Source organism: Calothrix sp. PCC 7507 (assembly GCF_000316575.1).
GTDB lineage: Bacteria > Cyanobacteriota > Cyanobacteriia > Cyanobacteriales > Nostocaceae > Fortiea.
In genome coordinates this window covers 2,975,970-3,001,941 of sequence record NC_019682.1, presented here as the reverse complement: position 1 = coordinate 3,001,941, position 25,972 = coordinate 2,975,970, and the positions used below count along the sequence as shown (strand labels likewise).

The following is a 25,972-nucleotide window of genomic DNA, read 5'->3' as shown; positions in this document are numbered from 1 at the left end:
TTGTTTACTCAGGGTTTTGTCTATTTTTAGTGTAATGGTGATAGCATGAAAGTCACCATGCGGCATAGTAGGTTTGAACTATGGTAACGACAGCAACACCCGCAGAAACCAGAGTCTTACTGGAAAACATCAGCTGGCAGACATTCAAAACTATGCTGGCTGAAATGGGTTCAGAACGCAATAGCCGGATTGCTTATGACAATGGAATAATAGAAATTATGACACCACTCATGCCGCACGAAAACTCAAACCGCCTAATTGAAGGTCTTGTTGTTGTGCTGTGCGAAGAGTTGGGATTGGAGGTTAAGCGGGCTGGTTCTCTCACATTAACGCGGGATGATTTGGAACGGGGGGGAGAACCAGATAGCAGCTATTACATCCAAAACGAGTTTTTGGTGAGAAGTAAAGAAAAGATAGACTTGGCTTTTGACCCACCACCAGACTTAGTACTGGAAGTCGAGTATTCTAGACCAAAGATAGACAAGTTGCAGCTTTACGCTGCGATGGGGATTCCTGAATTTTGTCGCTACAACGGCAGTGTGTTACGAATTTATACTCTTGAGAGTGGAAAATATTTAGAAGTTCCAACTAGCCCTACTTTTACACCCATCACAGTGAGAGAAATTCCTCAGTTTATCCAAGAGAGTAAAAAGAACGGAGAAATTGCCACAACTCGCACTTTTCGCACTTGGGTTAAGCAGCAAATTTCTCTTTCAGGACAGGATTAGGGAATAGAAACGATACAGGGAAATCGCTTAATCATTGCAGCATCAGCACTGTAAAGTTCTTGTAGTTTTATAATCCAGAGTTAAAAATCTTTTGTGCAGTCACATTTAGTTCTGAAAATGTTGGCGATTGAATTTTTCTGATACCAATTTGCCAAAAAAATGCACCGGATGATCTTGTAGGGGTGGGGTTTCCCCGCCCTTCAAGATCATCCATGTGTCACAAACATTATTTAAATTGGTATTAGGACTTACGCATGTGTAACATTCAAACAATGGTGCGTGACGCTATAAGTCTTGAATCTATGTACAGAGTTTAGTCTTAGCGTCACACACCCTACAAAGTGGTATTTTATGTTCCCGGAAATCCCTAAGTTCTGTGGATGTTACTTATCCCCAGGTAAATCAACTACTATGGGAGGAAAACCATTTTGTGTGGTTGGTTGGGCTTTTTCTACTACTGGTTTTGCGTGCAAAGGTGTAATATCGCCCTGTTTACCAGTTTGATTCCACAAAATCATTGATAGTAGCCCATCAACTAAGCCGTTGGTGCTACCATTGTTGCCACCAACTAGGATATCTGGAATTAAGCGGACATTGCGATCGCCTATAATCTGCATCAGCTGCATTGCGGAATAACCTTGAGAACCCAAAGCTTCCACACCAGCACGGTAAGTTTCAGCTTTCGCATTACCTGTAGCCCGAATACCTTCAGCTTCAGCAATTGACCGCAGTTTTGTCGCCTCTGCTTCACCATTAGCATGTTTAATGGCTGCTTGGGCTTTTAGTTCAGCAATTTGCACACTTTGCTCTGATTTCACCATTTCTTGCTGGATATTAGCCAGTGCTGTCTCCCGCACAAGTTGCTGTCTTTGGGTTTGTGCCATCTGCTGGACTTCGTAAGTCTTGCGTTCTTCTTCGGCAATTTTGCGGTCGGTTTGTGTCTGCATCAGGGCTGCAGGTGGCTGGATATCACCAATTAGCGTATCGATCGCTTGCACATCATAAGCCCGCAATGCTGTTTTAATATAATCAGCAGCCTCTACTTGCCGTTCACTCCGAGCAGTCAGAAAGTCTAGTACAGTGCAGTTTTGGGCTGAGTTGCGGAAATAGTTACCGATGGTAGGTTCTAATACGTGGTCTACAAGATTTTGCATAGAACCAACGCGGGAAATGACCTTTGGCGCATCCAAAGCACCCACATGAATGATTTGTGCTACTTCCAAATCAAAGGCAAATCCATCACGCGATCGCACCGTCAACGAAGCTAGTTGAGAATCATAGCTGTGGCGTTCGGTACGACTTGACCAGTTTAAAACTATATTGGTTGTCGGCACCAATTCAATCTTCATGATCCGGGAATTAATTGGGTGTTTGCCGGGATACAGTGGTTCAATCCATACACCCTTATGTCCCTGATTCACTAAGTTTCCGTGGGTAAAAGCTGCACCACTAACATCTTGATGGGCTTTACCGACAAATGAAATCACTACGCCCACATACCCAATGGGAATTTCCGTCATTGGCACTTGCTCCACCCGCACCAGCCAAGGATTCATGTTCCAGGAACCTGACAGCAGAGTCTGCTCTTGTAAACCTCTTTGTCCACCACCATTAATAAATTTCTGGCCATTCTGGAAGTTGTCATGTCCAGGGATGATTGGCCCTGCAAGTTCACCGGCGGGAATCGGCAAACCATCCAGAGTAGTGATAATCCCCACTTTATCAGATGGTAGACTGTAAACCTGTAACTGTTCTGGACTCATGCCATGAGCGCTGGCGTTTGAGGCCACAATCACTTTAAATAGGGCAGTATTGATCCGGTAAGTACCAGCGGTGAGAAAACCCATTTGCCTACCTTTTTCCCCACCGTGGGTAAGGAATTTTCGGGCATCTTGGAAATTGTCACAGTCAACTATTTTGCCGAGAATGCGTTCTGGGGGGTTAGATTCGCCATCTGCGGCGACAATCAGGGCGATTTCACCTTGGGGAACGACAATTACCGGCTCTTTCTTCACAGAATATTGCCAAGGCCAAAAACCCCAGTGCCATCCAGGAGCTAGAGTATCTGCTTGTAACCCAGCTTCGCCATTTAGGGCAATCAACCTTCCGGCTGGCAGTCCACGCCCAGAAACGGTAAAGTTCCTGACGACAATGCCGACTTCTCGTTCACCAATGACCACTAACCCGCCGAAAAATAGAGGGACAAATATAATCACACCACCAACAACCAGAACAGGAATCAATCCCCAAGGAGATACCTGCATTGCTTGATATTGAGGTCGTGCTGATTGTAACTGAGCCGTGATTGGTTTTGTCTGCTCTACCTGTACTGTGACTGAGGAAATTTCTTTTGTGTCAGTTGTTTTTACGGAATTTGCATTGGCAAAATTAACACTTCCAGCTACTGCCAGTGTTGCTATTAAAGATGTTGCAAAATTAACTACTTTATATGACTTGCTTCTACGTGAGCATTTTTGAGAGTTTTTCATAATTTGTGCCTCTCCGGGCAACTAATTATCTAAGGTATCACTTCACCAATGGTTCCCTTGATTTCTTAAAGTTGCCCTAATTTTCTCAAAAATTTATACATAAACAAATAGGATGGGCAAACAAGCCCACCCTAAAAGCCCAAAGTAGAAAGCAAAATTTTATACAGAACCGCCAGCAGCTTGAAACCGAGCGCGGGCGCGTTTGAAAGCTTGGGTTGCTTGGATTTGTGCTTGACGAGCTTCTTCTGGAGAGCCAGCACTTGTCACTTGATTTAGACGAGCTTGTGCTTCGTTGAAAGCAGTACGAGCTTGTTCCAGGTTAATGGTGTCGCCACGTTCAGCACCATTAACCAAAATTGTGACTTCATTTTCTTCGACTTCAGCAAAGCCACCCAAAAGGGCGATCGCTTTCCATTCTTGATTTTTAGCAGCACGTACCCGCAGAACGCCTGTATCCAGGGCGGTCAACAATGGTGCGTGTCCAGTCAAAATACCTAGCTGACCGGTGGTGCTAGGCAAAACTATTTCTTCAGCCGGAGCATCCCAGACAGTCTTATCTGGGGCAATTACACGAACGGTTAATGTCATTTTTCAGTTATCAGTTACTTGTACTGAGCGCAGTCGAAGTATCAGTTACCAGTTATCGGTGATGGAATTATCAGCGAACAGTTCTCACTCTATATTTCTGATCACTGTTCACTGATAACTGTTCACTGAGTATTAGCCTTTGAGCTTTTCACCTTTGGCGATCGCTTCGTTAATATCGCCCACCAAATAGAAAGCTTGTTCTGGTAAAGCATCTAACTCACCAGCCAGAATCTTTTGGAACCCTTTGATGGTGTCTTCCAACTTTACATACTTACCAGGGGAGCCGGTGAACACTTCCGCGACAAAGAACGGCTGAGACAAGAAACGCTCAACTTTCCGGGCGCGCGCTACAATCAGACGATCCTCTTCAGACAATTCATCCAGACCCAGAATGGCGATGATGTCTTGGAGTTCCTTATAGCGCTGGAGAGTTGCTTGCACAGCCCGAGCAGTGTCGTAGTGTTCATCACCAACAATGTTGGGCTGGAGCATGGTGGAAGTCGAGTTTAGGGGGTCAACCGCAGGATAAATTCCCTTAGATGCCAAACTCCGAGACAGTACTGTGGTGCCATCCAAGTGAGCGAAGGTAGTCGCTGGTGCGGGGTCAGTTAAGTCATCCGCAGGAACGTACACAGCCTGAATTGAGGTGATTGAACCCTCAGTAGTAGAAGTAATCCGCTCTTGTAATGCGCCTACGTCAGTACCTAGTGTAGGCTGATATCCCACCGCTGAGGGCATCCGACCCAACAGCGCGGAAACTTCCGAACCTGCTTGGACAAACCGGAAGATGTTGTCAACAAACAGCAACACGTCTTGCTTGTTAACATCGCGGAAGTACTCAGCTACTGTCAATCCTGACAGACCAACCCGCATTCTCGCTCCGGGTGGTTCGTTCATCTGACCATAAACTAGAGCAATTTTTGATTCATTGAGGTTATCTTTGTTGATTACCCCAGATTCAATCATTTCGTTGTAGAGGTCATTACCTTCACGAGTGCGTTCACCCACGCCAGCAAAAACCGACACACCACCGTGCTGGGTGGCGATGTTGTTGATCAACTCCATCATGATCACGGTTTTACCAACACCTGCACCGCCAAACAGACCAATCTTACCGCCACGTCGATAGGGAGTCAGCAGGTCTACAACTTTAATTCCTGTCTCAAATACGGAAGGTTTAGTTTCCAGTTCAGTGAGTTTGGGAGCAGGGCGGTGGATAGGTAATCTGGCCTCAGCATTTACAGGCCCCTGATTGTCTACGGGTTCGCCAAGGACGTTGAAAATCCGTCCCAAGGTGGCTTTACCAACTGGTACGCTGATAGGAGCGCCTGTATCGACGACTTCCAGACCACGCACTAGGCCATCGGTGGAACTCATAGCAACAGCCCGCACCTGGTTGTCGCCCAGCAACTGCTGTACTTCGACGGTCAGGTTGATGTCCTGTCCAGCTTCGTTTGTGCCTTTGATGGTCAAAGCGTTGTAGATTTGGGGCAATTTCCCGCCGGGAAATTTCACGTCTACAACCGGACCGATGATTTGGGTAATGTAACCGATGTTTGTTTTTTCTGCGGTGGTGACCATGCTGAGCCTAATAATTGAAGCTATATTTCAGATAGGGTCGTAAAAGACATAAGATCAAGTGATGTCATCTCTCAGGTTAGCACTGAACGCCCCCACTCTCTACCATAAATTGATTCTTAAGACTGATGTCCAAATCCATGTATTTAGGCTTAGTTCTCAGGATCTGGCGATAGAGTTGCGACCGAAAATTATTGTGGCTATGTAGCGATGTCTACGATGGTCACTGAGCTTGCCGTACTCCTCCGGGGAAGCAAGCTACGCGCAGCGTCTCGTAGAGAAGTGCGGGCTACTCCTAGGGTGTTGACTTTGTACGAAATTAGCTAAAAATTATCATGCAATTTTTGTGTTTACCGTAGGGGCATCGGCACTGCCGTGCCCTGATGAGAACGTTAACTAAGACTATTATTTTGTCTGATGCATTTTGGGCTGAAAACCCTCAGAATCAACAGCCTAGGCGGAGCCTACGCCCCAAAACATATCCCAAACTAAAAAATGCCGTGTCTAGAGCAAGACACGGCAGTCATCGAGGTTTCAGTTGGCAATGAACTTAGGCTTGAACTGTGGCTTTCTGTTGTTTGCGCTTGCAAACAGAAGTAGCACCAAAAGCACCGAAAGCCAGAAGACCCATAATTGAAGCAGGTTCGGGGACAGCAGTTACACTAGTCACACTCACTTTGTCTATATATGTACCAAAAGAATCAGATTTGGAGCCAAAGTTATCAAAACTTAGGCGAGTTAGGTTACTTGTAGCGACTAGGTTATATGAGAAAGTTTTCCATAGTGTGTCACTAAGTCCGGCTCCATTAGCGCTGAGAGTATCTACTAATTTATCTCCCCACTTGATATTTAGTAGATTCTCAGATACTCCTGCACGTGGTGAAAAAGCAAATTCTAGCTTGTACTTTTTGCCAGCTTTTGTAGCTAAGTCTTGAAAAATGCCTGTATTACCGTAACTATCTAATTCGACAAGATTGCTCCCATCAAATGGATTTCCTGCAGCATGATTTTGCACTTCAATGCCATGATTATCAGAACCAGATAACAAATTCCACCCTTCAATGGAATTAAAAGTTCCCCAACTACCATAGCCTAGCTGTGGATTTTCAAAGCTACCGTTGGTCACAATATCTGTTACTGGAACTGGTTTGGCGGCGGCTGGTTTGGCTAAAACCATTGGTAATACGGTCAGAGCAGACGCAGTAGCAACAAAAGAACCCAATTTTTTGATTAAAAAAGCCATGAGATTTACTCCAGAAAGGTAATTTTGAAAATTAGAAATAGTTGCTAAAAGATGAGATTATAGATTTGAGTGTTCTCATCTCAAGCTTTACTAAAAGTTTGCTTTGTTGATTGGATAATTGTTTGAGAGACAATTGACAATAAACATAATCAGGTTTATGAATGATTGCTTTTGCCTTTCATGTAAGAGCAAAGTCTGAACTTTTTGTTTGCCCTCATACTTATAAAGCCTACCTGCTCAACTCAGCGAATGAAAAGGGTTCTGAGGTGAGTTAACATAAAAAACATCTCCATAAATCTACTTTTTGTAACAGCCTGAATGCTAGAAGCTATATTTAACAAGGATTCACAAGAATTTGAAAATAAGCAATGCTATCTTCTGAGAGTATGAAGTACTATTTTTTGATGTAAAAATACTGAGACATGCCAAGGAACAATCTCATAATATTTAGTAGCTTGCTCTTTTTTAGAGGATAAAATTTACGTGTATTCACTTGTTTTGCGTTGAATGGTCTTTGCTTTATTCGCAGAGTTTGAGTAATATCACACAAAAACTTCTCTTCTAACTAATATGAGCAAGAACAGAGGTATACAGTTTCATGCTCATGTTCAGGAGTTGGATGCTACATATAGCGTTTCTCGCTCCAGTAAGGTACGGTCTAAAATAATTAAACGCAGATAAACGCAGATAAACGCAGATAAATTTGTGCTTCAGTAGCCTAGGAAAGGCTATATCCTTTTATTAAAAAAACTCGAATATTAAAAAGCCACTACAATAAATCTGCATTTCAGTCAACTAAAAATTCTAATATTGATATTTCTGAAACCTCCGCACAAATGACATTTCCAAATCTTCTTAATATCTTTAAGATAAAGGTAGATACAACCAACTGGTGTCAGTTAACCCACCTCTTTTTCACACGTCTAGTGAGTAAGTGCTTATGAATTTCTCCTCAGCGCGACAATATTTTTACCAGGAGATTCAGCAGCCTGACGATCGCATCGACCTAGCAAAGGCAGCTTTATATATTGCCCAGGAAGAATATCCCGCACTTGATCCAGAAGAATACCTCAATGCCCTCGATACAATGGCAGTGGAGCTACAAGAACGCTTGCCTTCATCACAGTATCCTCTGCGGGTGATTCAAAGCATCAATCAATATCTTTACGATGATTTAGGATTTGCCGGTAATAAAACAGATTACTATGACCCCCGCAACAGCTTTTTAAATGATGTCATTGACCGCCGACTGGGGATTCCTATTACCTTGGCGTTGGTTTATCTGGAAGTGTCTCGACGGATTGATTTTCCTATGGTGGGGGTGGGAATGCCAGGACATTTCCTGATTCGTCCAGATATCTCTGATATGGAGATTTTTGTGGATGCGTTTGATCGCGGTGAGGTGATATTTGCACAAGATTGCCAAGAACGGCTTTCTCAAATGTTTCAACAACCTGTGGAGCTAAAGCCGGAGTTTTTAGCCACGGTGAGTCATCGGCAATTGTTGGCACGGGTACTGACTAATTTAAAGTATATTTACCTAAAAAAACAGAAGTTAGAAAAAACTCTCGCTGCGGTTGAGAGAATTTTACTGCTATTCCCTGGTGTGAGCTTAGAATTACGCGATCGCGGTCTTCTCTACTATCAACTCGGTCACTACCCACAAGCTGCTGATGACCTACAAACTTATCTAGCCAAGGTGCCTGATGCTGAGGATGCGGCTGTAATTTTGCGGTTGCTGGATGAGTTGGGGAACAGTGATCAGTGATCAGTTATCAATAAAGCTAACTGGCGCTTATCGTCGTTTGTCCTTGGTACTTTGTTAGGGTTTATGGTGTATTGACGTTTCGTTATATAGTTTGGTTTATGCTTGCCAACTTATTGATCAGTCATCAGTCTGTTCACTGATAACTGTTCACTGATCACTGACTATTGTTGTAGTTCGGCTACGCGTTTGAGGCGGCGTAGTTGGGCTTGCATATCTTCTTTTGTCCAAGATGCGGCGAAGGTGTTGAAACCCCAACTGACTAGGGGATTCGGAATATCGAACTCAAAGCGGTTGAGTAGGGATGTTCCCTTGGCTACTGGTTGACATTCCCAGCGATCGCGTCCTTGGAAAAATCCCTGAAATTCCCAGACTACTAAACCCGGTTGTCTTTCGACAACAACGCTGTTCAATGTGGGTTGCAGTAAGGGAATTTGAATGATAAACCGACTTTGACTACCAACATCAGTACTCCATACTTCGCCCACAGGTTCGCAACGCAGGACGGGATTAAGCCAGCGACGCATGAGCGCTAGATCGGTAATACATCGCTCAACCACCGCAGCTGTGGCATTAATTTCAATCGATTGTTCTAAAACTTGGGACATTAGACATTTTTGATGCTCTTGCTGCACTTAGAGTAACTCGAAATCAGGTGCTGTTAATGGGGGGAATGGGGAATTGGGTAGTCGAAGAGCCACCAATGCAGCAAGTTAACAGAAGAAAAAGGCTTTGCGATTTAAACTGTACCTCATTGATCTGAAAACCGCTGTGATGAGTTAGGAATTGTAACCCTTGACTCTTGACTTTTGACCCTTAATTACTTACAAATAACCAACAATGAATGACCAATACCAAATAAAGTAAAAAATTACTCTTGATATCAATGTCATAAATGTTTTTACTGGTAAGTTGATAAGCAAAACACTAGTGAAGTTACGGCAAGTAGATTGTTCAGAACAATCTGCGCCAGAAGTAGCTCCTGTGTTTTTGACGAAAACTTAACCTTAAATTGCGGAAAACCATGAACACAACTTGGCCAGGAATAACCCCGGCGATAGAAGTTGGTTTGTCGATGAGGGTGCAGCAGTTGTTAGCGCAATCACCAACTATACCGACTGATCAACCAGGGATAAAGCAAGGAATTACTGATGTGCAAGTAGTTGGTAATCAGCTGTTGGCATCTACTCCACAGATCCTGGGAGCAGTAGCTATTTTATTCATTGGTTTACTGATTGCTGCAGTTGCTGCAGCCGTGCTGAAGGGAATCCTCAATCGCACAGACATAGATAACCGCATTGCGTCAGGGCTGACAGGACGTGAGAATTCTCCCAAGGTGGAGGGATTAATCTCCGGTTTAGTTTTTTGGGGCATCGTCCTGGTGACGGTGGTAGCTGTCTTAGATAAGCTAGGGCTACAGGTAGCTTCGCAACCCCTCAATAGTTTTCTCAATCAAATTTTTGCCTACTTGCCAAAGTTGTTCGTTGCAGGAATTTTGTTGGGAGCTGCTTGGTTGTTAGCGACTGTTGTAAAGCTGGTGACAATACGCGGATTACGAGCGTTGAGACTGGATGAGCGGCTGAATGAACAGACACAAGATGGGACATCAAACCTCAATCAGTTGTCTGTCAGTGAAACTATCGCTACTGCTCTTTACTGGTTCATCTTTTTGCTGTTTCTCCTCCCAGTTCTGGATACGCTGGGGTTGAGAGAAGCACTACTTCCAGTACAAGCTCTGACTACGCAAATCCTTTCAATTCTACCAAATATTTTAGGAGCAACAGTAATTGCAGTAGTCGGTTGGTTTTTAGCCAACATTGTCCGCAGGATTGTCAGCAACTTGTTGGCGACGACGGGAATTGACCATTTAGGTAGTCGCTTTGGCATCTCTCCATCTACAGGAACGCAATCTCTCTCGAATATTGTAGGCTTGATTGTCTATATTTTGATTTTGATTCCTGTGGCGATCGCTGCTCTGAATGCTCTCAAAATTGAGGCGATTTCAATTCCAGCAATTGCGGCGCTACAACAGGTTCTTAACACTTTACCTGCAATCTTTACAGCTTTGGGCATTTTGATTTTCGCCTATTTTCTGGGGCAGTTTGTGTCGGATCTAGTTACTAGCGTCCTCACAAGTATCGGCTTTAACAATATTCTCAATATTTTGGGTCTGCCAACACCCAGAAGGGAATCAGCATTCTCAGAAGACGCAAGCACACATCCTGCACCCACCCGTACCCCATCAGAATTGGCTGGGGTTGTGGTTTTAGTGGGGATCTTGCTGTTTGCGACTGTAGCAGCGGTTGATATTTTGAAGATTCCAGCACTGTCAGCTTTAGTATCTGGGATTGTGATTATCGCTGGGCGAGTTCTGGCTGGATTAGTGGTATTTGCGATCGGCTTATTTTTAGCTAATCTGGCTTTTAATATCATCGCTAGTTCTGGCGATCGCCAAGCCCGGATTTTGGCTCAGGTGGCGCGGATTTCCATCATTGCTTTAGTGTCAGCAATAGCACTGCAACAGATTGGTGTTGCCAATGATATTGTAAATTTAGCTTTCGGACTTTTGCTAGGTGCGATCGCTGTGGCTATTGCTCTAGCTTTTGGTTTGGGTGGACGTGATATTGCACGTCAGCAAGTCCAAGAATGGCTAGACTCTTTCAAAAATAAGGCCTAACTTTGACAATTTGAGGTGGAGATTTCCCCCGCAATCTCGGAGAATGCAGCTGCAAACGTCGGGATTGGAGAAAATATCTCGTTAATTCTGCTTTAGAATCGGCACATTAGAGCTTTGAACTTGGATATTTAAGTGTATAACTTGACATTCCGAGTTCAAAGCTTAAATTTTGTCATTTGTCATTTACCCTATTCTCTTTCATTAACATAAGTCAGGATGTATGCATCAACGCATACATCGCGACTATGCTGTTCCTCAGATTTTTTTTGGCTCTGAGCGATCGCATATCTACAAAAGCCGTCATCAATGCGATCGCTAATTATTAGTTGAATGAAGATGTGCTGGCAGCCAATTTAGCAAATCACAATCCCAACTCTTCTGGAAAACCCAGCATAATATTCAGGTTTTGCACTGCAGCCCCGGATGCGCCCTTGCCCAAATTGTCGAGTTGAGCGACTAACAGCACTTCTTTGGTATTATCGTTAGCGAAGACAAAAACTTGCACAATATTAGTGCCATTCAGTGCCATCACGTCTAAGAAAGTGCCATCTCGCAGCAGAGTGGCATCTGCCAAAGGAGCCACCTGGACAAATTTTTCACCTTGGAAGTGGTCTGCGATCGCATCATAAATCACTTTCCCCGACGGTGGATGCTCTAAAGTCCATAACGGCAAAGGTACCTGCACCAACATTCCCTGCTCGAAATCCCCCACCGCAGGTACAAACAATGGTGGTGATGCTAACCCAGAATACTCATGCATTTCTTTGACATGCTTATGTCCAAACTGCAAGCCATAAACGCCATAGGGGTAGAGTGATGTGGCAGTGGTTTGCTGCTCATGAAAGCTATCATACTTTTGGATGAGATTCTTCCCGCCTCCAGAGTAGCCAGACACCGCATTAATGGTGATGGGAAAGTTACTAGGAAGCAGTTCCTTAGCTATCAGCGGACGCACACAAGCTAAAAATCCTGTGGGATAGCAGCCAGGATTACTGACAAACCGAGCGTTAGCAATTTTCTGTCGCTGTCCTGGATTCAGTTCTGGAAAGCCATAAACCCAGCCTTTAGCTGTGCGATGGGCACTACTAGCATCGAGAATCTTCACCCCCAGACTGCTAACTAAGCTGACAGCTTCGCGGGCGCCATCATCAGGTAGACAGAGAATGGCAATGTCAACCGCATTAATCAGTTTTGCTCGCTCAGTTGCATCTCTGCGTTTAGATGTCTCAATACTGACTAACTCAATGTCATCTCGTCCGTTGAGACGCGAGTGAATCTGTAAGCCAGTGGTTCCCGATTCCCCATCAATGAAAATCTTAGGTTTAGTCATGCGTCCAGCATTCTAGGGATTGCTAATCAATCAATTATCTGATGTTTTGGGTCATTCTCAACAACCGTAGGGTGGGCGATCGCATTTTGTCTATCTCCCGGACTATATACTTGCTGTCATAATTTCAACCGAATCAGGCAAAAGAAAGAGCAAGAAAACATGGTTGGTTCGCCCAGCGTTGTCGTAGGCTAGCCCATTAGGGTGCGGCTCTTTTAAAAAGACGGTATGACGGTATACTCAAAGAGAGTAATTTTAAAAGATGCTTGTAGGACAAAGGGATTAAAAAACTTCTCTGTTTAAAAACAAGCACCAGAAAGAAGCTGCTGTCAGAGGATAGCCCAAAGATATGGAAGCATCTACCGTAAATAAAGACATATTTTTCCTAGAAGCACGCCAACTGTATAGCAGTTCCCATTCAGATGCGGTACAAAATCATATCGCAAGCTGTAGGGGCACAGCACTGCCCATACGTATCAACTTAACGTGAAATCGGCGGTTAGAAACCGCACGCCAGTTGCTACCCTGCGGGAACGCTAAAAGCGAACAAGTCGGCAGAGCCGACGACAGTCACCTCAAGTCGGGAAACCCGCCCACGGCGCTGTCTCCCCAACGCACTGGCTCGTCTACACAGACAAAACCCACCTCCGTGGGTTTCAAAACCTTGATTTTTCGTTAGTCCGCGGAGGCGGACTTCGCCTGTATAGCCGCGAATTCTATTCGCCTGGGCTTAAGTTGACACAGGTGGGCACTGCCGTCCTTACGGGTGTACCTCACGTGACCGAGAATTGCTATATTGGCAACTGGATTACAAACTCTGTTCCTTGCCCAAGCGTGGAATTTACCTCAATGCTTCCACGATGTTTTTCGATGATAATTTGAAGTGCGATCGCTAATCCCAAACCCGTTCCTTTACCAACAGGTTTGGTAGTAAATAAGTGATCAAAAATTTTCTGCTTAACTTCTGGGGTCATTCCTACCCCATTATCTTTAATTCGGATCAACACACACTTCTGATCTTCGTTTAGCTTGATACTTAAAGTAATTCGATTAGGATTTAGCTTAATCTCATCTATATTGCGCCCTATATTTGACTCTTCCACAGCATCAATAGCATTAGCAAGTAGGTTCATAAATACCTGACTAAGTTGCCCAGGAAAACACCGGACTAACGGGATGTCGTCATAATTTTTCACTACCTCAATTTCCGGACGAGTATGTGAGGCTTTCAGACGGTGTTTGAGAATCAAAAGTGTACTGTCGATAACTTCATAGAGATTGCAAGGAATCGTTGTTTGGGTATCTCCTCTAGAAAAAGTACGCAAGCTTACGCTCACATCATAAATACGGTTTATCCCTTCTTGCATGGAAGCAATTAGTTTAGGTAAGTCTTCCCTTACATATTCCAACTCTATTTCTTTCACTTTTCCTGTGATTTTTGCCACTGGCTGAGGATAGTAATATTCATACAAGTCAATTAACTCTAACAAGTCTTTTACGTATTCACTTGCAGGTTTTAAATTGCCTATAATAAAACCAATAGGATTGTTAATTTCATGTGCTATCCCTGATACTAAATTACCCAAAGTAGACATTTTTTCACTCTGCACAAGATGCAATTGTATTTGCTTGAGTTCAGATAGGGAAAATTCTAATTCTTTAGCATAGTCTTGGGCCTGCTGATAAAGTCGAGAATTCTCTAAAGAAATAGCAGCTTGGGATGTGATTAAATTCAATATCTTGACACGTTCGGAAGTAAATGCACCTACAATCAGTTTATTTTCTAAGTACAAAATACCAAGAAACTTACCCTGATAGAAAATAGGACTGCACAATATTGATTTTGGCTCATGGCGTTGGATATAAACATCTGATTGATAAAGAGTCTGAGAACTAGCATCATTTATCACCAAAGTCTCTTGGGTTCTAGCAACGTAGTTAACTATGGAAATAGGGATATCTTGGCTTGCTTTAACTGGAGTTGATTGCAGAATAATAGAGGAATTTTCTGTAGTATTGATTGCTTCTATAAATAATTCATTATCTTTAACTAAAATAAGGCAACCCTTTTGGGCTGCAGCGTTTTCGAGAATTATATGTAAAAGAGTATCTAGCAATTTATCTAAAACTATCTCGCTGCTAATTGCTTGTGAAGCCTTTAGTACCGTAGCCAAATCCAAGACACCATTGCTGTTACTTGTAGTTTGCGAGTAATTTATTTTTGTTGTAGCAATAGTTCTAGTTACATCTATTTCTAACTGTTTAATATTTTGATTACGAATTATAAAATTAGTATAGCGTTCATCTAAGTCTTGTACTTTCGCTATAGCTCCCCAATGGATATAACCATAGTAAGCTTCAGTCATATACATTTTGGCAATTTTTTCTTTACCTAAACCCATATAAAACTTTGCTGCTAGTTCATTTGCCAAAGCCTCTTCTTGGATATAACCATTTTTCCTAGCTCCATCAATAGCACAGTCATATAAATCTATTGCCACTTGTAATTTACCCAATACTCTTGCTTTCTCTGCTTCCACTAGTTCATATTTATGCTGGAAGTTACATGGTGCTTGTTTCGCCCATTGTTTCATTTGCTGCTGATTCGCTGCCACCTGTTTTAAGTATTGCTTTTTCTTCAAAGGTAAAGCTTTTTCAGAAAATGAAATTAGAGCCAAAGAATAATAAAAATTATTAGTAATATAAATCAATAATCCAACGTTATCGGCATGAGTCTTTTCAGCGATGATGGCATTTTCAATTGCTAGTTCATATTCTTCAAATAAATAACATAATATAGTTTTAGAGCCATGATAAAAACCTTTAAAAGAGTAATTCTTAGTTACTTTAGATGCCATTGTTATTTCATCAAATGCCTCGCCAACTAAAGCATTTTTCATCAATGACTTCCCCTGTAGATTTAAAGTCGCCTGTCTAAAAACACTTGTAGCTGCTGCTAGAGATTCAAGCTTTAACTTCTGCATCAACTCGACATAGCTCAATATTTTTTTGTCTACCAATTCCAAGTTTTCCCCAGAAAGCAAAGAATGATAACCTGCAATTACAGCACAATAGCCAGCATTTTCTATATTTCCTAATTCTAGTCCACTCTGCATCCCTTCTAAAAGTGGTGCTATTGTGTTTTTAACATGCTCTTTATAAAACCTAATTGTGCCATTATGTACAAAGTAAACTGTGGCTTTGAGTGAGTTAGTATTCGTGTTTGAAAGTAACTCTATTGCTAGCTTTCCTAATTTATATCCTGTCTCAACTTGGTTAAATTTATCAGATAAAATAGTACCATAAGCTGCATAAGCATAAGCTGAAGCTGGTGATTTGCCGTATTTTACAGATAACCTCACCATAGCAAATACAGCTAGTACAAAAAGAAAAGATCCTGCCTGACTAGCAGCTGGAACAATTTGCAATAAGATTTGCATAGCTGCTAGTTTATAGGGGTCAGACATTTCAGGTAACAAAGCTAAGTTTTCTATCGGTTTACCTATTAATGTTAGCTTTGTCTGAATTAAAGCTGACAAAACATTTAATTTCGTAGGTTTTTGGGGTAGTGTTACTCCTAGCTCTTTGAGAGCTTTTACACCAATTTGTAAGACTTCTGGCATCTGATTATGTGCCATGTAAGTTAGCATTTTTATTTCATGTAACTTAACCTTATCTAAGGTGTTATTTGCTTGACTCAGTGCAATATCTACTAATTTGTGAGCATTATCAAAATGACCATTTAAATACTCTGCTTCTGTAGTCTCAATATATAAATTCAATGTCAGTTCATAAAATTGATGCCAACTATCGGCTGTCAAAAGCCCTAAACCTATATTTAAATACCTGCCACAAGACTCGTAAGCAGTGGCTGCTTTGGCTTTTTTACCAGCTAGAAGATTAAGTTTTGCCAGATCATATTTTTCAGATTGTTGAGTCAATAAGTCCAAACCCACATTAAGTTGGTTGACAATATCTAAAATATTTTCTGCTAATGATTCAGCAGGTGTCTGTTGGAGTAGTAACTTACCTATTTTTAAATGAGTTCCCTGTTTATTATTTTCTGGAATCAATGAATAAGCAGCTTGCTGAATGCGATCGTGTAAAAATTTATAACTAATCTGTTTAGAATCAAAACTTAGTTTAACAGATTCTTCTTGTTCAAAAACTAAGGGGATGCGATAAGCATCACTCAAAGGCAAAATTAACCCACATTGCAATGCAGAGTAAAGTTCACTTGCCGTACTTGTAATAGATTTTGCGCTGACTATAGATAGTATATCTAGAGAAAATCTATTGCCAACACAAGCTGCTAGTTTTAATATTTCTTGTGTGGGTGCTGGAAGGTTTTTAATTCGGCTGGCAATCAGTTCTACTATACCCTGATCGGTAATACCAATTGCTTGTATTTTTTCTATATCCCACTGCCATAAGGCAGTTATAAAGTTGAACTTCAACAAATTCTCTTGATTAAGTACCAGTAATAATTGCGTTAAAAAAAATGGATTTCCTCCTGTTTTATTGTAAAGTAAATCTACTAATAATTTTAGAGGTTCTATATCTTGATGTAATGTATCAGAAATTAAATAATTAAAGTCTTCCAAAGAAAGAGCTTGTAAAATGATATTGCTAATAACAGTGTCATTTTGATTGATTTCTTCTATTATTCCCATTAAGGGATGTGTAATGGTAACTTCATTATCTCGATAGGCTCCAATTAAGAGTAAATATTTGGTGTTCTGGTCAGTAATCAGTAGTTTTATTAACTTTAAAGTAGCTGAATCTGCCCATTGCAAGTCATCTAAAAAGATAGCCAATGGGTGTTCTTTCTTGGCGAAGACGTGGATAAACTCACTAAAAACACGATTGAAGCGGTTTTGTGATTCTACCGCACTCAGTTGAACTACTTCTGGTTGTTTACCTATAATTAATTCAACTTCAGGAATTACATCAATGATGACTTGTCCATGTGATTTAACGGCGGCTAAGATTTCACTACGCCATGTTTCAAGTTTAGTAGCATTTTCTGTAAGCAGCTGCCGCATTAATGAACTCAAAGCTTGAATCAGCGATGCATAGGGAATATTGCGTTGAAATTGGTCAAATTTACCACTAATAAAAAAGCCTTTGGCGCGAGTGATGGGTTTATTGACTTCATTAACTACAGAAGATTTACCAATTCCTGAATAGCCAGAAACCAATATGAGTTCGCGACTTCCTTGACTGACTCGCTCAAAAGCCTCTAAGAGTGAATTAACTTGAGTTTCTCTGCCATAAAGCTTTTGAGGGATGAGCAATTGACTCAAAACATCTAAACGACCAGGTATGAAATCACTGATTTCACCTGTTGTTTCTAACTGCTCCCCACAGATTTCCAAATCTGCCAAGAGTCCTTTAGCTGTTTGGTAGCGGTCTTCAGCATTTTTCGCCATCAGTTTTTTGACGAGAGATGAGATGGCATTCGGAATTTCTGGGTTTAATGTTTCAATTTCCGTAGGTTGTTTAGCAATATGACAGTAAACTAACTCTAGTGGGTCATCGCTTTGAAAAGGTAATTGCCCGGTAAGTATTTCATAGAAGGTAATCCCAAGAGAATAGAAGTCACTCCGATAGTCAAGGGTACGGTTCATTCTCCCGGTTTGTTCCGGGGATATATACACCAAGGTACCTTCTAATTGGTTAGGGTCAGCTAGTTGCGGTGTTTCTTTATTGAGGCGTGAGGCAATACTAAAGTCGGTAAGCTTTACAACCCCAGTTTTTGGATTTATGATAATATTAGCAGGCTTAATATCTTTATGGATGATTTGGCAAGTGTGTACAGATACTAAGGCTTGTGCCAGTTGAATTGCAATCCTAATAAAACTCTTTAACTCTTGTTTGCCTGTAATCAGTAATTGTTTAAGGGAGTATCCATCAAAGTCTTCAAACACGATCGCTAAACGATTTTCGTGGGTTTCTAGTCTTAATACTTTGACAACACCTTCTAAATCCAGGTTTTCTGTAATTTTGTATTCATGTTTCAGACGAGCGATCGCATCTATGGAAGGATAATCTGTTTTGAGGATTTTCAGAATTACAGGTTGTTGGTCAAATTGTGATATAGCTCGATAAATAATCGTGTCATCTCCCTCATGGAGCATTTCTTTGAGGTCATACCCTGAAATTGAGCCAGATGCGAGCATTACCATTACCCTTCTTAGTAAGCACAAAATTGTGTATATCTATGATTCCCACTTTTGCTATTTTTTTATCAAGTTTTCGTTATAGTTCCTCATCCGTGTCGAACTAATCCCACAACGAGCATGGATTTTGGCTGTGGAGTGCGGTTATATAGCAATCCTATTTTATTGATAGAGCGTAAAACCCCATCCCTTTATGGGCTGGGGCGTTTTACTTGTGAGAAATTGAAATATTTAGATTCCCGACTTATAAAAAAGTCGAGAATCTAGTTTTTCACTAATAATGCAGGGCTGTTAGTTTTGGAAGTTGTCGGGTAGAGAAATCTTTATCAAATTTGGGTAAGTATTGTTTCATGAGTGCCTTGTCAATTTTTGGACATAAAATACCTGAACGTTGGATAGCATCAAGAGTGTTATCTACTTTGCATATAGGAGTACGATGGTGTACTTCTAGTATAGTGCTGCGGTTTTGATATACTTTTTCTTGGAAGAAAGAAGTTAATGGATGCAAGGGATTAATTGTTGGCAAAGTAGAGAGAGTATTCAACCAGTTTTTAGGTGAAATTTTTTGTAAAGGATAGCCAAACTCTTTAAAGCACTCAAATATTTCTACATTACTTAATTCCTGTTCTCTAGGCACAACAATGTTGTAATTGCCATCTATATACTTTGCATCTAGAGAAATATGGGCAATGACAGCAGCAACATAGTCCACAGGTACAGGAGTCCAATATTTTTCGGGCCAGTCTGGATACATACCCATCTCAATACAACCACCAATAAAACGGTAGAAGGTATCGTTAAGGTTAGCAACTCCTGTTTCCCTGTGCCCAGAAATAAAACCAGGACGGTAAATAGAGACTGCTAATCCTTTTTCTTTAGCTGATTTGACCATGCGTTCGGCAGCCCATTTTGCTCGTACATAGCCATACTCTACAGACATAATTGGTTGGCTGAAATCAAGATTAAAATCTTCGGAAACTTCATTAATACCTAATAATGAAGTTACTGCTCCATAAACAGACACAGTAGACACGTAGTGCAGCATTTTGTGACGACGATGCGCTGCTAAGGCAATAATATTTGCAGTCCCATCCACATTAGATTTTTTAATTAACGAATAAGGTTTGATGTAATTGGTGTCAGCAGCTACATGATAAATTTGGTCAACTTCCTCACCTAGTTTGTCAAATAATGTTGTTGTTAGTTGCAACTGTGGTTGCTGAATATCGCCAGCGATTACTTGTACTTGAGCCAATGTTGTTGTTGGTAGCTGATATTGGATAAAGGTTGCACGTAGCCTTGTCAGAGCCTCTGCATTGCTTTCTGCTCGCACCAAGCAATAGATTTTGCGGTAACTGCCTTTGGTGAGCAGTTCATAAAGCAAATGTGCCCCTAAAAAACCTGTTGCACCTGTAATTAATGCACAGTTATATTTAGCTTGTGGTGGTTGTTGCCAAATCGATGTATTCAAATCTGGAGCAAGTCTGGCTTCTGCTTGTAAGTCAATATGTCCATCATTAACTGCACTTTCGCTTTTGAATTTAAACTGTTCTAACAATTGTGCTAAACCCGATGGTGTAGGATATTCGTAAATTAAGCGAGAAGGAAGATTGACACCAAAATCGCGATCGAGTGCATACAACACATGAGCTATGCAAAGTGAGCTACCACCTGCCTCAAAGAAATTCGTGTGAGGTTTGCAAGTTCCAGTAGGTAACTCTAAAGCTTCATCAAAAATTACCGCTATTTTGAGAGAGCTATCCATCGTATCAGCCAGGAAAGATGGGGTTTCTAGCAGTTCTGGTAAGGCATTTCGGTCTACTTTGCTGCGATTAGGTAATAAAGGCAATTCGTCCATAAAAACAAACCGCGCAGGTACCATGTAATCTGGTAGTTGTTCAGCAGCAAAGCGTTGCAGGTGCTTTTCTATCAAAAACTGTCCAGCTTTAGGGACGATATATGCCACAAGCATTGATACGCCATAATTTTCTGGCATATCGCTACTTTCTATTCGTGTAGTTTTAATTGCTTTAACTGCGTTCGTTTGTACGCCAGGATGCTGGGCAAGTATCATTTCAATTGCTTCGATTTCTATACGTTTGCCCCGAATTTTCACTTGATGATCTGATCTACCAGCATAGTGCAATAGCCCAGGTTCATGCGGGTCTTCGTAAACGATATCACCAGTTTTGTATATTTTGCCTAAACCGAAAGGATTGTCTAAAAAACGAGTACTTGTAATCTCCGGTTTATCTAAATAGCCCTTGCCTATCCCCATACCACCTACATATAATTCGCCCTTTTCACCACGATTACAAAGCTTGAGTTCTTCATCTAGAATGTAGAGTTCTACATTTGGCAGCGCATAACCAATAGGTAGACTCATATCGTGTTGCTGAAACTCGTAAATTGTGCAGCAAACTGTTATTTCTGTTGGCCCGTAGGCATTGAAAAAGCGGGTATGAGGTGAAACCCATGCTTTGGCAAGCGATACAGGACAAGCTTCACCACCTACCACAACCATTTGTAAATCAGGTAATTGGTCGCGGAAAGGTGACAGCGTTGCGAGTACAGAAGGGGACAGCATTACCCATTGCACCCTCTGTCTAGCTATGAAGTTTGCTAATAGTTTCCCAGGAAGCATTTGCTCTCTTGCACCCAGTACTAAAGTTGCCCCACCACATAATGCTGTGACTAATTCCCACACTGCTGCATCAAAGCTGATGGAGGCAAACTGAAGTAAACGCAAGCCTGGTTTGATATCAAAAGTAGTACAGCTAGCCTGAGCAAGATTTAGTAAACCTAGGTGGGTAAGCATTACTCCCTTCGGTACACCTGTAGAGCCAGAAGTATAAATAATGTAAGCTAGTTGCTCAGGCTCTACTACTGAAGGTAATGCAGAGGGTGTAGTTAACTGTTCCCAGACTGTAGGGGTGTCCAAAAAACACATTTGCCCATCCAAACCACTCTGCCGCATCGCTGGCTCAATATCAAAAGCAAACTTTTGCTGTGTCAGAATCGTGGTTAATTTAGCATCAGCAATCATGTAGCTGAGTCTCTGGCGGGGTAAATCTGGGTCAAGAGGAACAAAAGCTGCACCTGCTTTCAAAATGGCATAGATAGCAATAACCATTTCAAAAGAAGGTTCTATACACAGTCCAACTAAACTGTTAGGTTTTAGCATCCCCTGTGCTATTAAATATTGAGATAACTGTTCTGCCCTCTGTTGTAGTTCTCCGTAACTCAACTGTCGATTTTCTAGAATTACTGCCAGTTCATCCTGATATTTTTGACAATTAAATTCGATTAAAGAAACAACTGTTTGATGGCTTTGGAGATTTTTAATATTCATTTGATTAGAGGTATGTCTTTGCTCAACAAAATGTAAAATCAGAAGTAGGTAGAATAGCACTAATAACAATAAAGTCTCAAAATAAAGCAAAACTATGGAAAACTTGATAGTGATCGCATTAGTAATTTCCAGGCAGTCAATTGATAACTTGAGAAACTATAGCAATCCCAAAGAAGTTATGAAAATGTTCTTTGACGTTTTACTTCTTAGATAACCATTGTGGCAAAGTTTTTTTTAATATCTAGAGGTTAAGTCAAATCTTTAAGTTTATAAGATAACTATAATGAATACGCATGAAATAACATTTAAATATCAAAGTAAAATTAAAATTCTGCCAATTGCTTGCTGAATAAAGGTTTGAGCCAATATTTAATAAGTAATTTATTTTGCCTAAGCATTCTTTCTTTAAGAAAAAAATATTTAAATTTAAAAACTTTCAGTACTTGCACCCAAAGATCCAAAACAGCCTTGAATTCGATATTATCTTTCTGGAGACTTGTCGGTAAATCTTCCAGTAATGATGTAAAGTGTTGGCTAGAACTGCATAAGTTCCTGCGACTTCGCTCAGTGTAAACTTATTGCTTTTTACTTTTTACTTTTCACCTTTGTCAACAATTCATCTTTGATGCGATTGAGAATTGAGGTTTCGTCAAGGGTTGCCAATATCTTAGTAATCACTGCTTTTGGCCCATCTGGTCCCCAAGTTGCGCCATTGGCTAAATAAGCTTTCGTCACTTGTCCAATGCCATAAGTAGAAACGCCAGCTACACTGGCTTGGGTTAATGCGACGGTGAGGTAGGGGCCTAACGAAGCGCCGCCGGTAACTGGTGCAGAGATACCCAATAAAGTTTTCAGCCCACTTAAGCCCAAATTAGCCAGCAGTTCACTAGCGCCAATACCACCCATACTCAGGGCAATTTTTTGCAGCAATTGGACAGCACCAGCTTCGGTCATGGAGATGCCATAGAGTTTAGATAGACCCAAAATTAGAAAGATATCAATCACAATACTGCTCAGTATATCTACTACGGTGACAGGATTGAGGGCGATCGCTACTGCTTTGGTCATTACAGCCTTCCAAATCAACTGATTGGCCACCTGTTCCCGAATCATCAGTTTGCGCTGCACCAATTGCTCATTCACAATGTCAGCATAAAGCATAGTATTCAGAGCCACCAAGGCTTTACCCTCACGGTGCAAAATCTCCAAGATTTTCAGCTTCAGTTCTTCAACTTGGGCAGTACCTGTCCGCAATTGCAAACCCTTGCTACCATCTGGGCGACGAATTGCAGTTTTCACCAGTGGTGATGCGGCTGACATGACAATTTCTAGAGGTGAAAGTAATTCTCTCACCCTGTCATCCCGGATTTTATGATAAATTACCATCCGGTCTGCTTCTGGATACTGATCTACTTTATTAAACACCAGAACGATCGGTTTACCTGCTGACCGTAATTGGGAAAGCGCCTCATGTTCTATTTTTGTCATGTCGCCAGCAATCACAAACAGAATCAAATCCGCCTGCTTTGCTATCTGTTCAGCTAGTGCGGCGCGGGTGTCACCATCAATTTCATCTAAACCAGGTGTGTCAATTAATTCCACCTGAGATTGACCAACTCCAGGGAGAGTGACTCGCAAAGCACGTTCAGTCTCTCCTATAGCTTCCTCATGAATACTCCAGTTAACTCGTTGTGCAGCACGGGTAACACCATGCAACGGGCCAGTTTCAAACACTGGTTGCCCAACCAAGGCATTGAGTAGGGAAGACTTACCACGTCCCACCATCCCAAAAGCTGCAATTTGTACCACCATGCGGTCTAACTTTCCCAGCATGGTTTCCAAATCATTAATCTCTGCCTCCAATCCCGTTTTTTCCTGGGGAGAGAGGTCAATATTGGCTACCAAATTTCGCAGCGCTGTTTGTGCCTGTTTATAGTTGAGTTCTGCTTGAATGTCTTCAAAGCTGAAAATAGCACTATCCAGTTCTTCCTCCCAGTTGGGTGACTCGTTTTGATGAGGTTCGGGCAATGTCGAAGTCATGTGAATTTTAGATTTTGGATTTACCTCGCTATCTGATCCTAGTTATTTTTGGTAGGGATGGGGGAAGCGATCGCTGATGTTTATCACCAAATCATTTGAGCATCTTCACATCAGGATAATTAAGAATTTTTGGTGCAACACAGGTGCAATAGGCAGGGAACACCTCGATCCCGCTAAGAGAGAATCTCAATTTTTCGGTAATTAACTAAGGTCTTTGTTCCCCAAAAAGTTCTAGACTGAAAAATGCATCTAGTAGCGTTAGGAACTTGACTAAATCACCTGTGCGGAAAATTGTTATTGCCGGTAACTGGAAAATGTTCAAAACCCAGGCAGAAACTCAGGACTTCTTACGAGGTTTTCTGCCCCACCTGGAGGAAACACCCACTGGAAGAGAAGTGGTATTATGCCCTCCTTTCACTAACTTAAGCCTTTTATCCAAGAGTTTGCATGGAAGTTTAATCCAACTAGGGGCGCAAAATGTCCACTGGGAAGAATATGGAGCCTACACAGGTGAAGTTTCTGGCCCTATGCTGACAGAATCTGGCGTGCGTTATGTGATTGTCGGTCACAGCGAACGACGACAATACTTTGGTGAAACAGACGAGACTGTCAATCTGCGCCTGAAAGCTGCTCAAAGTTATGGTCTTACCCCGATTCTCTGTGTTGGCGAAACGAAGCAACAACGAGACTTGGGGGAAACAGAATCACTGATTATCAGCCAGCTAGACAAAGGCCTAGTAAATGTGGATCAAGATAATTTGGTGATTGCTTACGAGCCAATTTGGGCGATCGGTACGGGCGACACTTGTGAAGCAACCGAGGCCAATCGAGTCATTGGCTTAATTCGCAGCCAGTTGAAGAATCCCAATGTTTCGATTCAATATGGTGGCTCAGTCAAGCCGAATAATATTGATGAGATTATGGCTCAACCGGAAATCGATGGTGCCTTGGTGGGTGGAGCAAGCTTGGAACCTGAGAGTTTTGCCCGAATTGTTAACTATAAGTAGTGTGATAGTCCTTCTTCGTGTTCCCATGCTCTGCATGGGAATGTGCCTAAAATGAAGATTCTCTGAATTTATGTCTGGCAAATTAATTATGCGCGATCGCTGTTTCCAATGGGGACAGCAAACCTATCTGATGGGCGTTGTCAATGTAACGCCTGATAGTTTTAGTGATGGTGGTGAGTTTAACAACACTACTGCGGCTTTAGCGCAAGCACAGGCAATGGTAGCAGCTGGTGCTGACATAATTGATGTCGGTGGTCAATCAACTCGACCAGGCGCAGCGCAAATCAGTCTGGCAGAAGAACTAGATCGGGTGGTATCGGTGTTACAGGAATTACGTCCGGTGATTTCCGTACCAATTTCTGTAGATACAACTAGGGCAGCCGTAGCCAGAGCCGCTGTTGCTGTTGGGGCTGATTTGATTAATGATATTTCCGGTGGCACTTTTGACACAGCAATGTTGCCAACGGTAGCAAGTTTAAATGTGCCTATTGTGTTAATGCACATCCGGGGAAACCCGCAGACTATGCAACAACAAACAGACTATCAGGATTTGATGGGAGAGATTAATAGTTTTTTGGCAAAGCAAATTGCAGCAGCAATTGTTGTGGGTGTTGACCCAGATAAAATTATCATCGATCCTGGTATTGGCTTTGCTAAAAACTATGAGCAAAATCTAGAAATTTTTCGCCACTTGCGGTTACTGGCAGCGCTTAACTGTCCTATATTAGTGGGTGCATCCCGCAAAAGTTTTATTGGTCGGATTATCAATCAACCAGAGCCAAAAGAACGAGTCTGGGGAACAGCAGCAGCATGTTGTGCTGCTATCTTTAATGGTGCAGATATCTTGCGAGTTCACGACGTTAAAGAAATGCACGATGTGTCACTAGTTGCTGATGCCATATTTCGCCAACAAGCACAGCATTAACTAGTATGCCACGCAGCCAATAAACCACCCATTACAAAACCCTAAAAGCTCACTCTAAAGGTTTCTTCATT

Annotated in this window: 14 protein-coding genes; 5 read left to right on the top strand and 9 right to left on the bottom strand. The window is 41.8% G+C overall.

The window, feature by feature from the left end; all coding sequences use genetic code 11:
- The first annotated feature begins 80 nt into the window (after window positions 1–80).
- Window positions 81–728, top strand: coding sequence for a Uma2 family endonuclease (locus tag CAL7507_RS12735; RefSeq protein WP_015128884.1), 648 nt, complete (start codon window positions 81–83; stop codon window positions 726–728).
- Between the two features lie 383 nt (window positions 729–1,111).
- Here the strand turns inward: CAL7507_RS12735 and CAL7507_RS12730 are convergent, their stop codons facing one another.
- The 4 genes from CAL7507_RS12730 to CAL7507_RS12715 all read right to left on the bottom strand — a co-directional run bounded on the left by CAL7507_RS12730 (window position 1,112) and on the right by CAL7507_RS12715 (window position 6,626).
- The gene (locus CAL7507_RS12730; protein WP_015128882.1) at window positions 1,112–3,217 is read right to left on the bottom strand and encodes a flotillin family protein; all 2,106 of its coding nucleotides are present in this window, start codon (window positions 3,215–3,217) and stop codon (window positions 1,112–1,114) included.
- A 159-nt stretch (window positions 3,218–3,376) separates the two neighbouring features.
- Entirely contained in the window at window positions 3,377–3,805 is a 429-nt protein-coding gene (atpC, locus tag CAL7507_RS12725) for an ATP synthase F1 subunit epsilon (RefSeq protein WP_015128881.1), read from the bottom strand.
- Window positions 3,806–3,937: 132 nt separating this feature from the next.
- Window positions 3,938–5,386, bottom strand: a complete 1,449-nt coding sequence (gene atpD / locus CAL7507_RS12720) for a F0F1 ATP synthase subunit beta (protein ID WP_015128880.1) — start codon at window positions 5,384–5,386, stop codon at window positions 3,938–3,940.
- Between the two features lie 547 nt (window positions 5,387–5,933).
- Window positions 5,934–6,626 carry a DUF642 domain-containing protein gene (locus CAL7507_RS12715; protein ID WP_015128879.1) on the bottom strand — a complete coding sequence of 231 codons (693 nt, stop codon included), beginning with the start codon at window positions 6,624–6,626 and terminating at the stop codon, window positions 5,934–5,936.
- A 940-nt stretch (window positions 6,627–7,566) separates the two neighbouring features.
- On the opposite strand from CAL7507_RS12715, the gene CAL7507_RS12710 reads away from it, so the two are divergent.
- Complete coding sequence (locus tag CAL7507_RS12710) at window positions 7,567–8,394, top strand: SirB1 family protein (protein WP_015128877.1); 828 nt, start codon at window positions 7,567–7,569, stop codon at window positions 8,392–8,394.
- A gap of 161 nt (window positions 8,395–8,555) precedes the next feature.
- On the opposite strand, the gene CAL7507_RS12705 is transcribed toward CAL7507_RS12710, so the two are convergent.
- Window positions 8,556–8,999: an SRPBCC family protein gene (locus CAL7507_RS12705; RefSeq protein ID WP_042341314.1), complete on the bottom strand. Its 444-nt coding sequence runs from the start codon at window positions 8,997–8,999 to the stop codon at window positions 8,556–8,558.
- Window positions 9,000–9,415: 416 nt separating this feature from the next.
- Between CAL7507_RS12705 and CAL7507_RS12700 the strand changes: the two genes are divergently transcribed.
- Window positions 9,416–11,068 (top strand): mechanosensitive ion channel, encoded by a 1,653-nt coding sequence (locus tag CAL7507_RS12700; protein ID WP_015128875.1) that lies wholly within the window; start codon window positions 9,416–9,418, stop codon window positions 11,066–11,068.
- A 361-nt stretch (window positions 11,069–11,429) separates the two neighbouring features.
- Here the strand turns inward: CAL7507_RS12700 and argC are convergent, their stop codons facing one another.
- The 4 genes from argC to CAL7507_RS12680 all read right to left on the bottom strand — a co-directional run bounded on the left by argC (window position 11,430) and on the right by CAL7507_RS12680 (window position 23,969).
- On the bottom strand, window positions 11,430–12,398 hold the full coding sequence (gene argC / locus CAL7507_RS12695; protein WP_015128874.1) for an N-acetyl-gamma-glutamyl-phosphate reductase: 969 nt from the start codon (window positions 12,396–12,398) through the stop codon (window positions 11,430–11,432).
- Between the two features lie 788 nt (window positions 12,399–13,186).
- Window positions 13,187–18,577 (bottom strand): ATP-binding sensor histidine kinase, encoded by a 5,391-nt coding sequence (locus tag CAL7507_RS12690; RefSeq protein ID WP_015128873.1) that lies wholly within the window; start codon window positions 18,575–18,577, stop codon window positions 13,187–13,189.
- A 274-nt stretch (window positions 18,578–18,851) separates the two neighbouring features.
- Entirely contained in the window at window positions 18,852–21,929 is a 3,078-nt protein-coding gene (locus CAL7507_RS12685; RefSeq protein ID WP_015128872.1) for an amino acid adenylation domain-containing protein, read from the bottom strand.
- Between the two features lie 585 nt (window positions 21,930–22,514).
- A complete protein-coding gene (locus CAL7507_RS12680; protein ID WP_015128871.1) occupies window positions 22,515–23,969 on the bottom strand; it encodes a GTP-binding protein in 1,455 nt (484 codons plus the stop codon).
- A gap of 281 nt (window positions 23,970–24,250) precedes the next feature.
- On the opposite strand from CAL7507_RS12680, the gene tpiA reads away from it, so the two are divergent.
- A complete protein-coding gene (gene tpiA, locus CAL7507_RS12675) occupies window positions 24,251–24,976 on the top strand; it encodes a triose-phosphate isomerase (protein WP_042341313.1) in 726 nt (241 codons plus the stop codon).
- A 70-nt stretch (window positions 24,977–25,046) separates the two neighbouring features.
- Window positions 25,047–25,901: a dihydropteroate synthase gene (gene folP / locus CAL7507_RS12670; RefSeq protein WP_015128869.1), complete on the top strand. Its 855-nt coding sequence runs from the start codon at window positions 25,047–25,049 to the stop codon at window positions 25,899–25,901.
- Window positions 25,902–25,972: the final 71 nt, after the last annotated feature.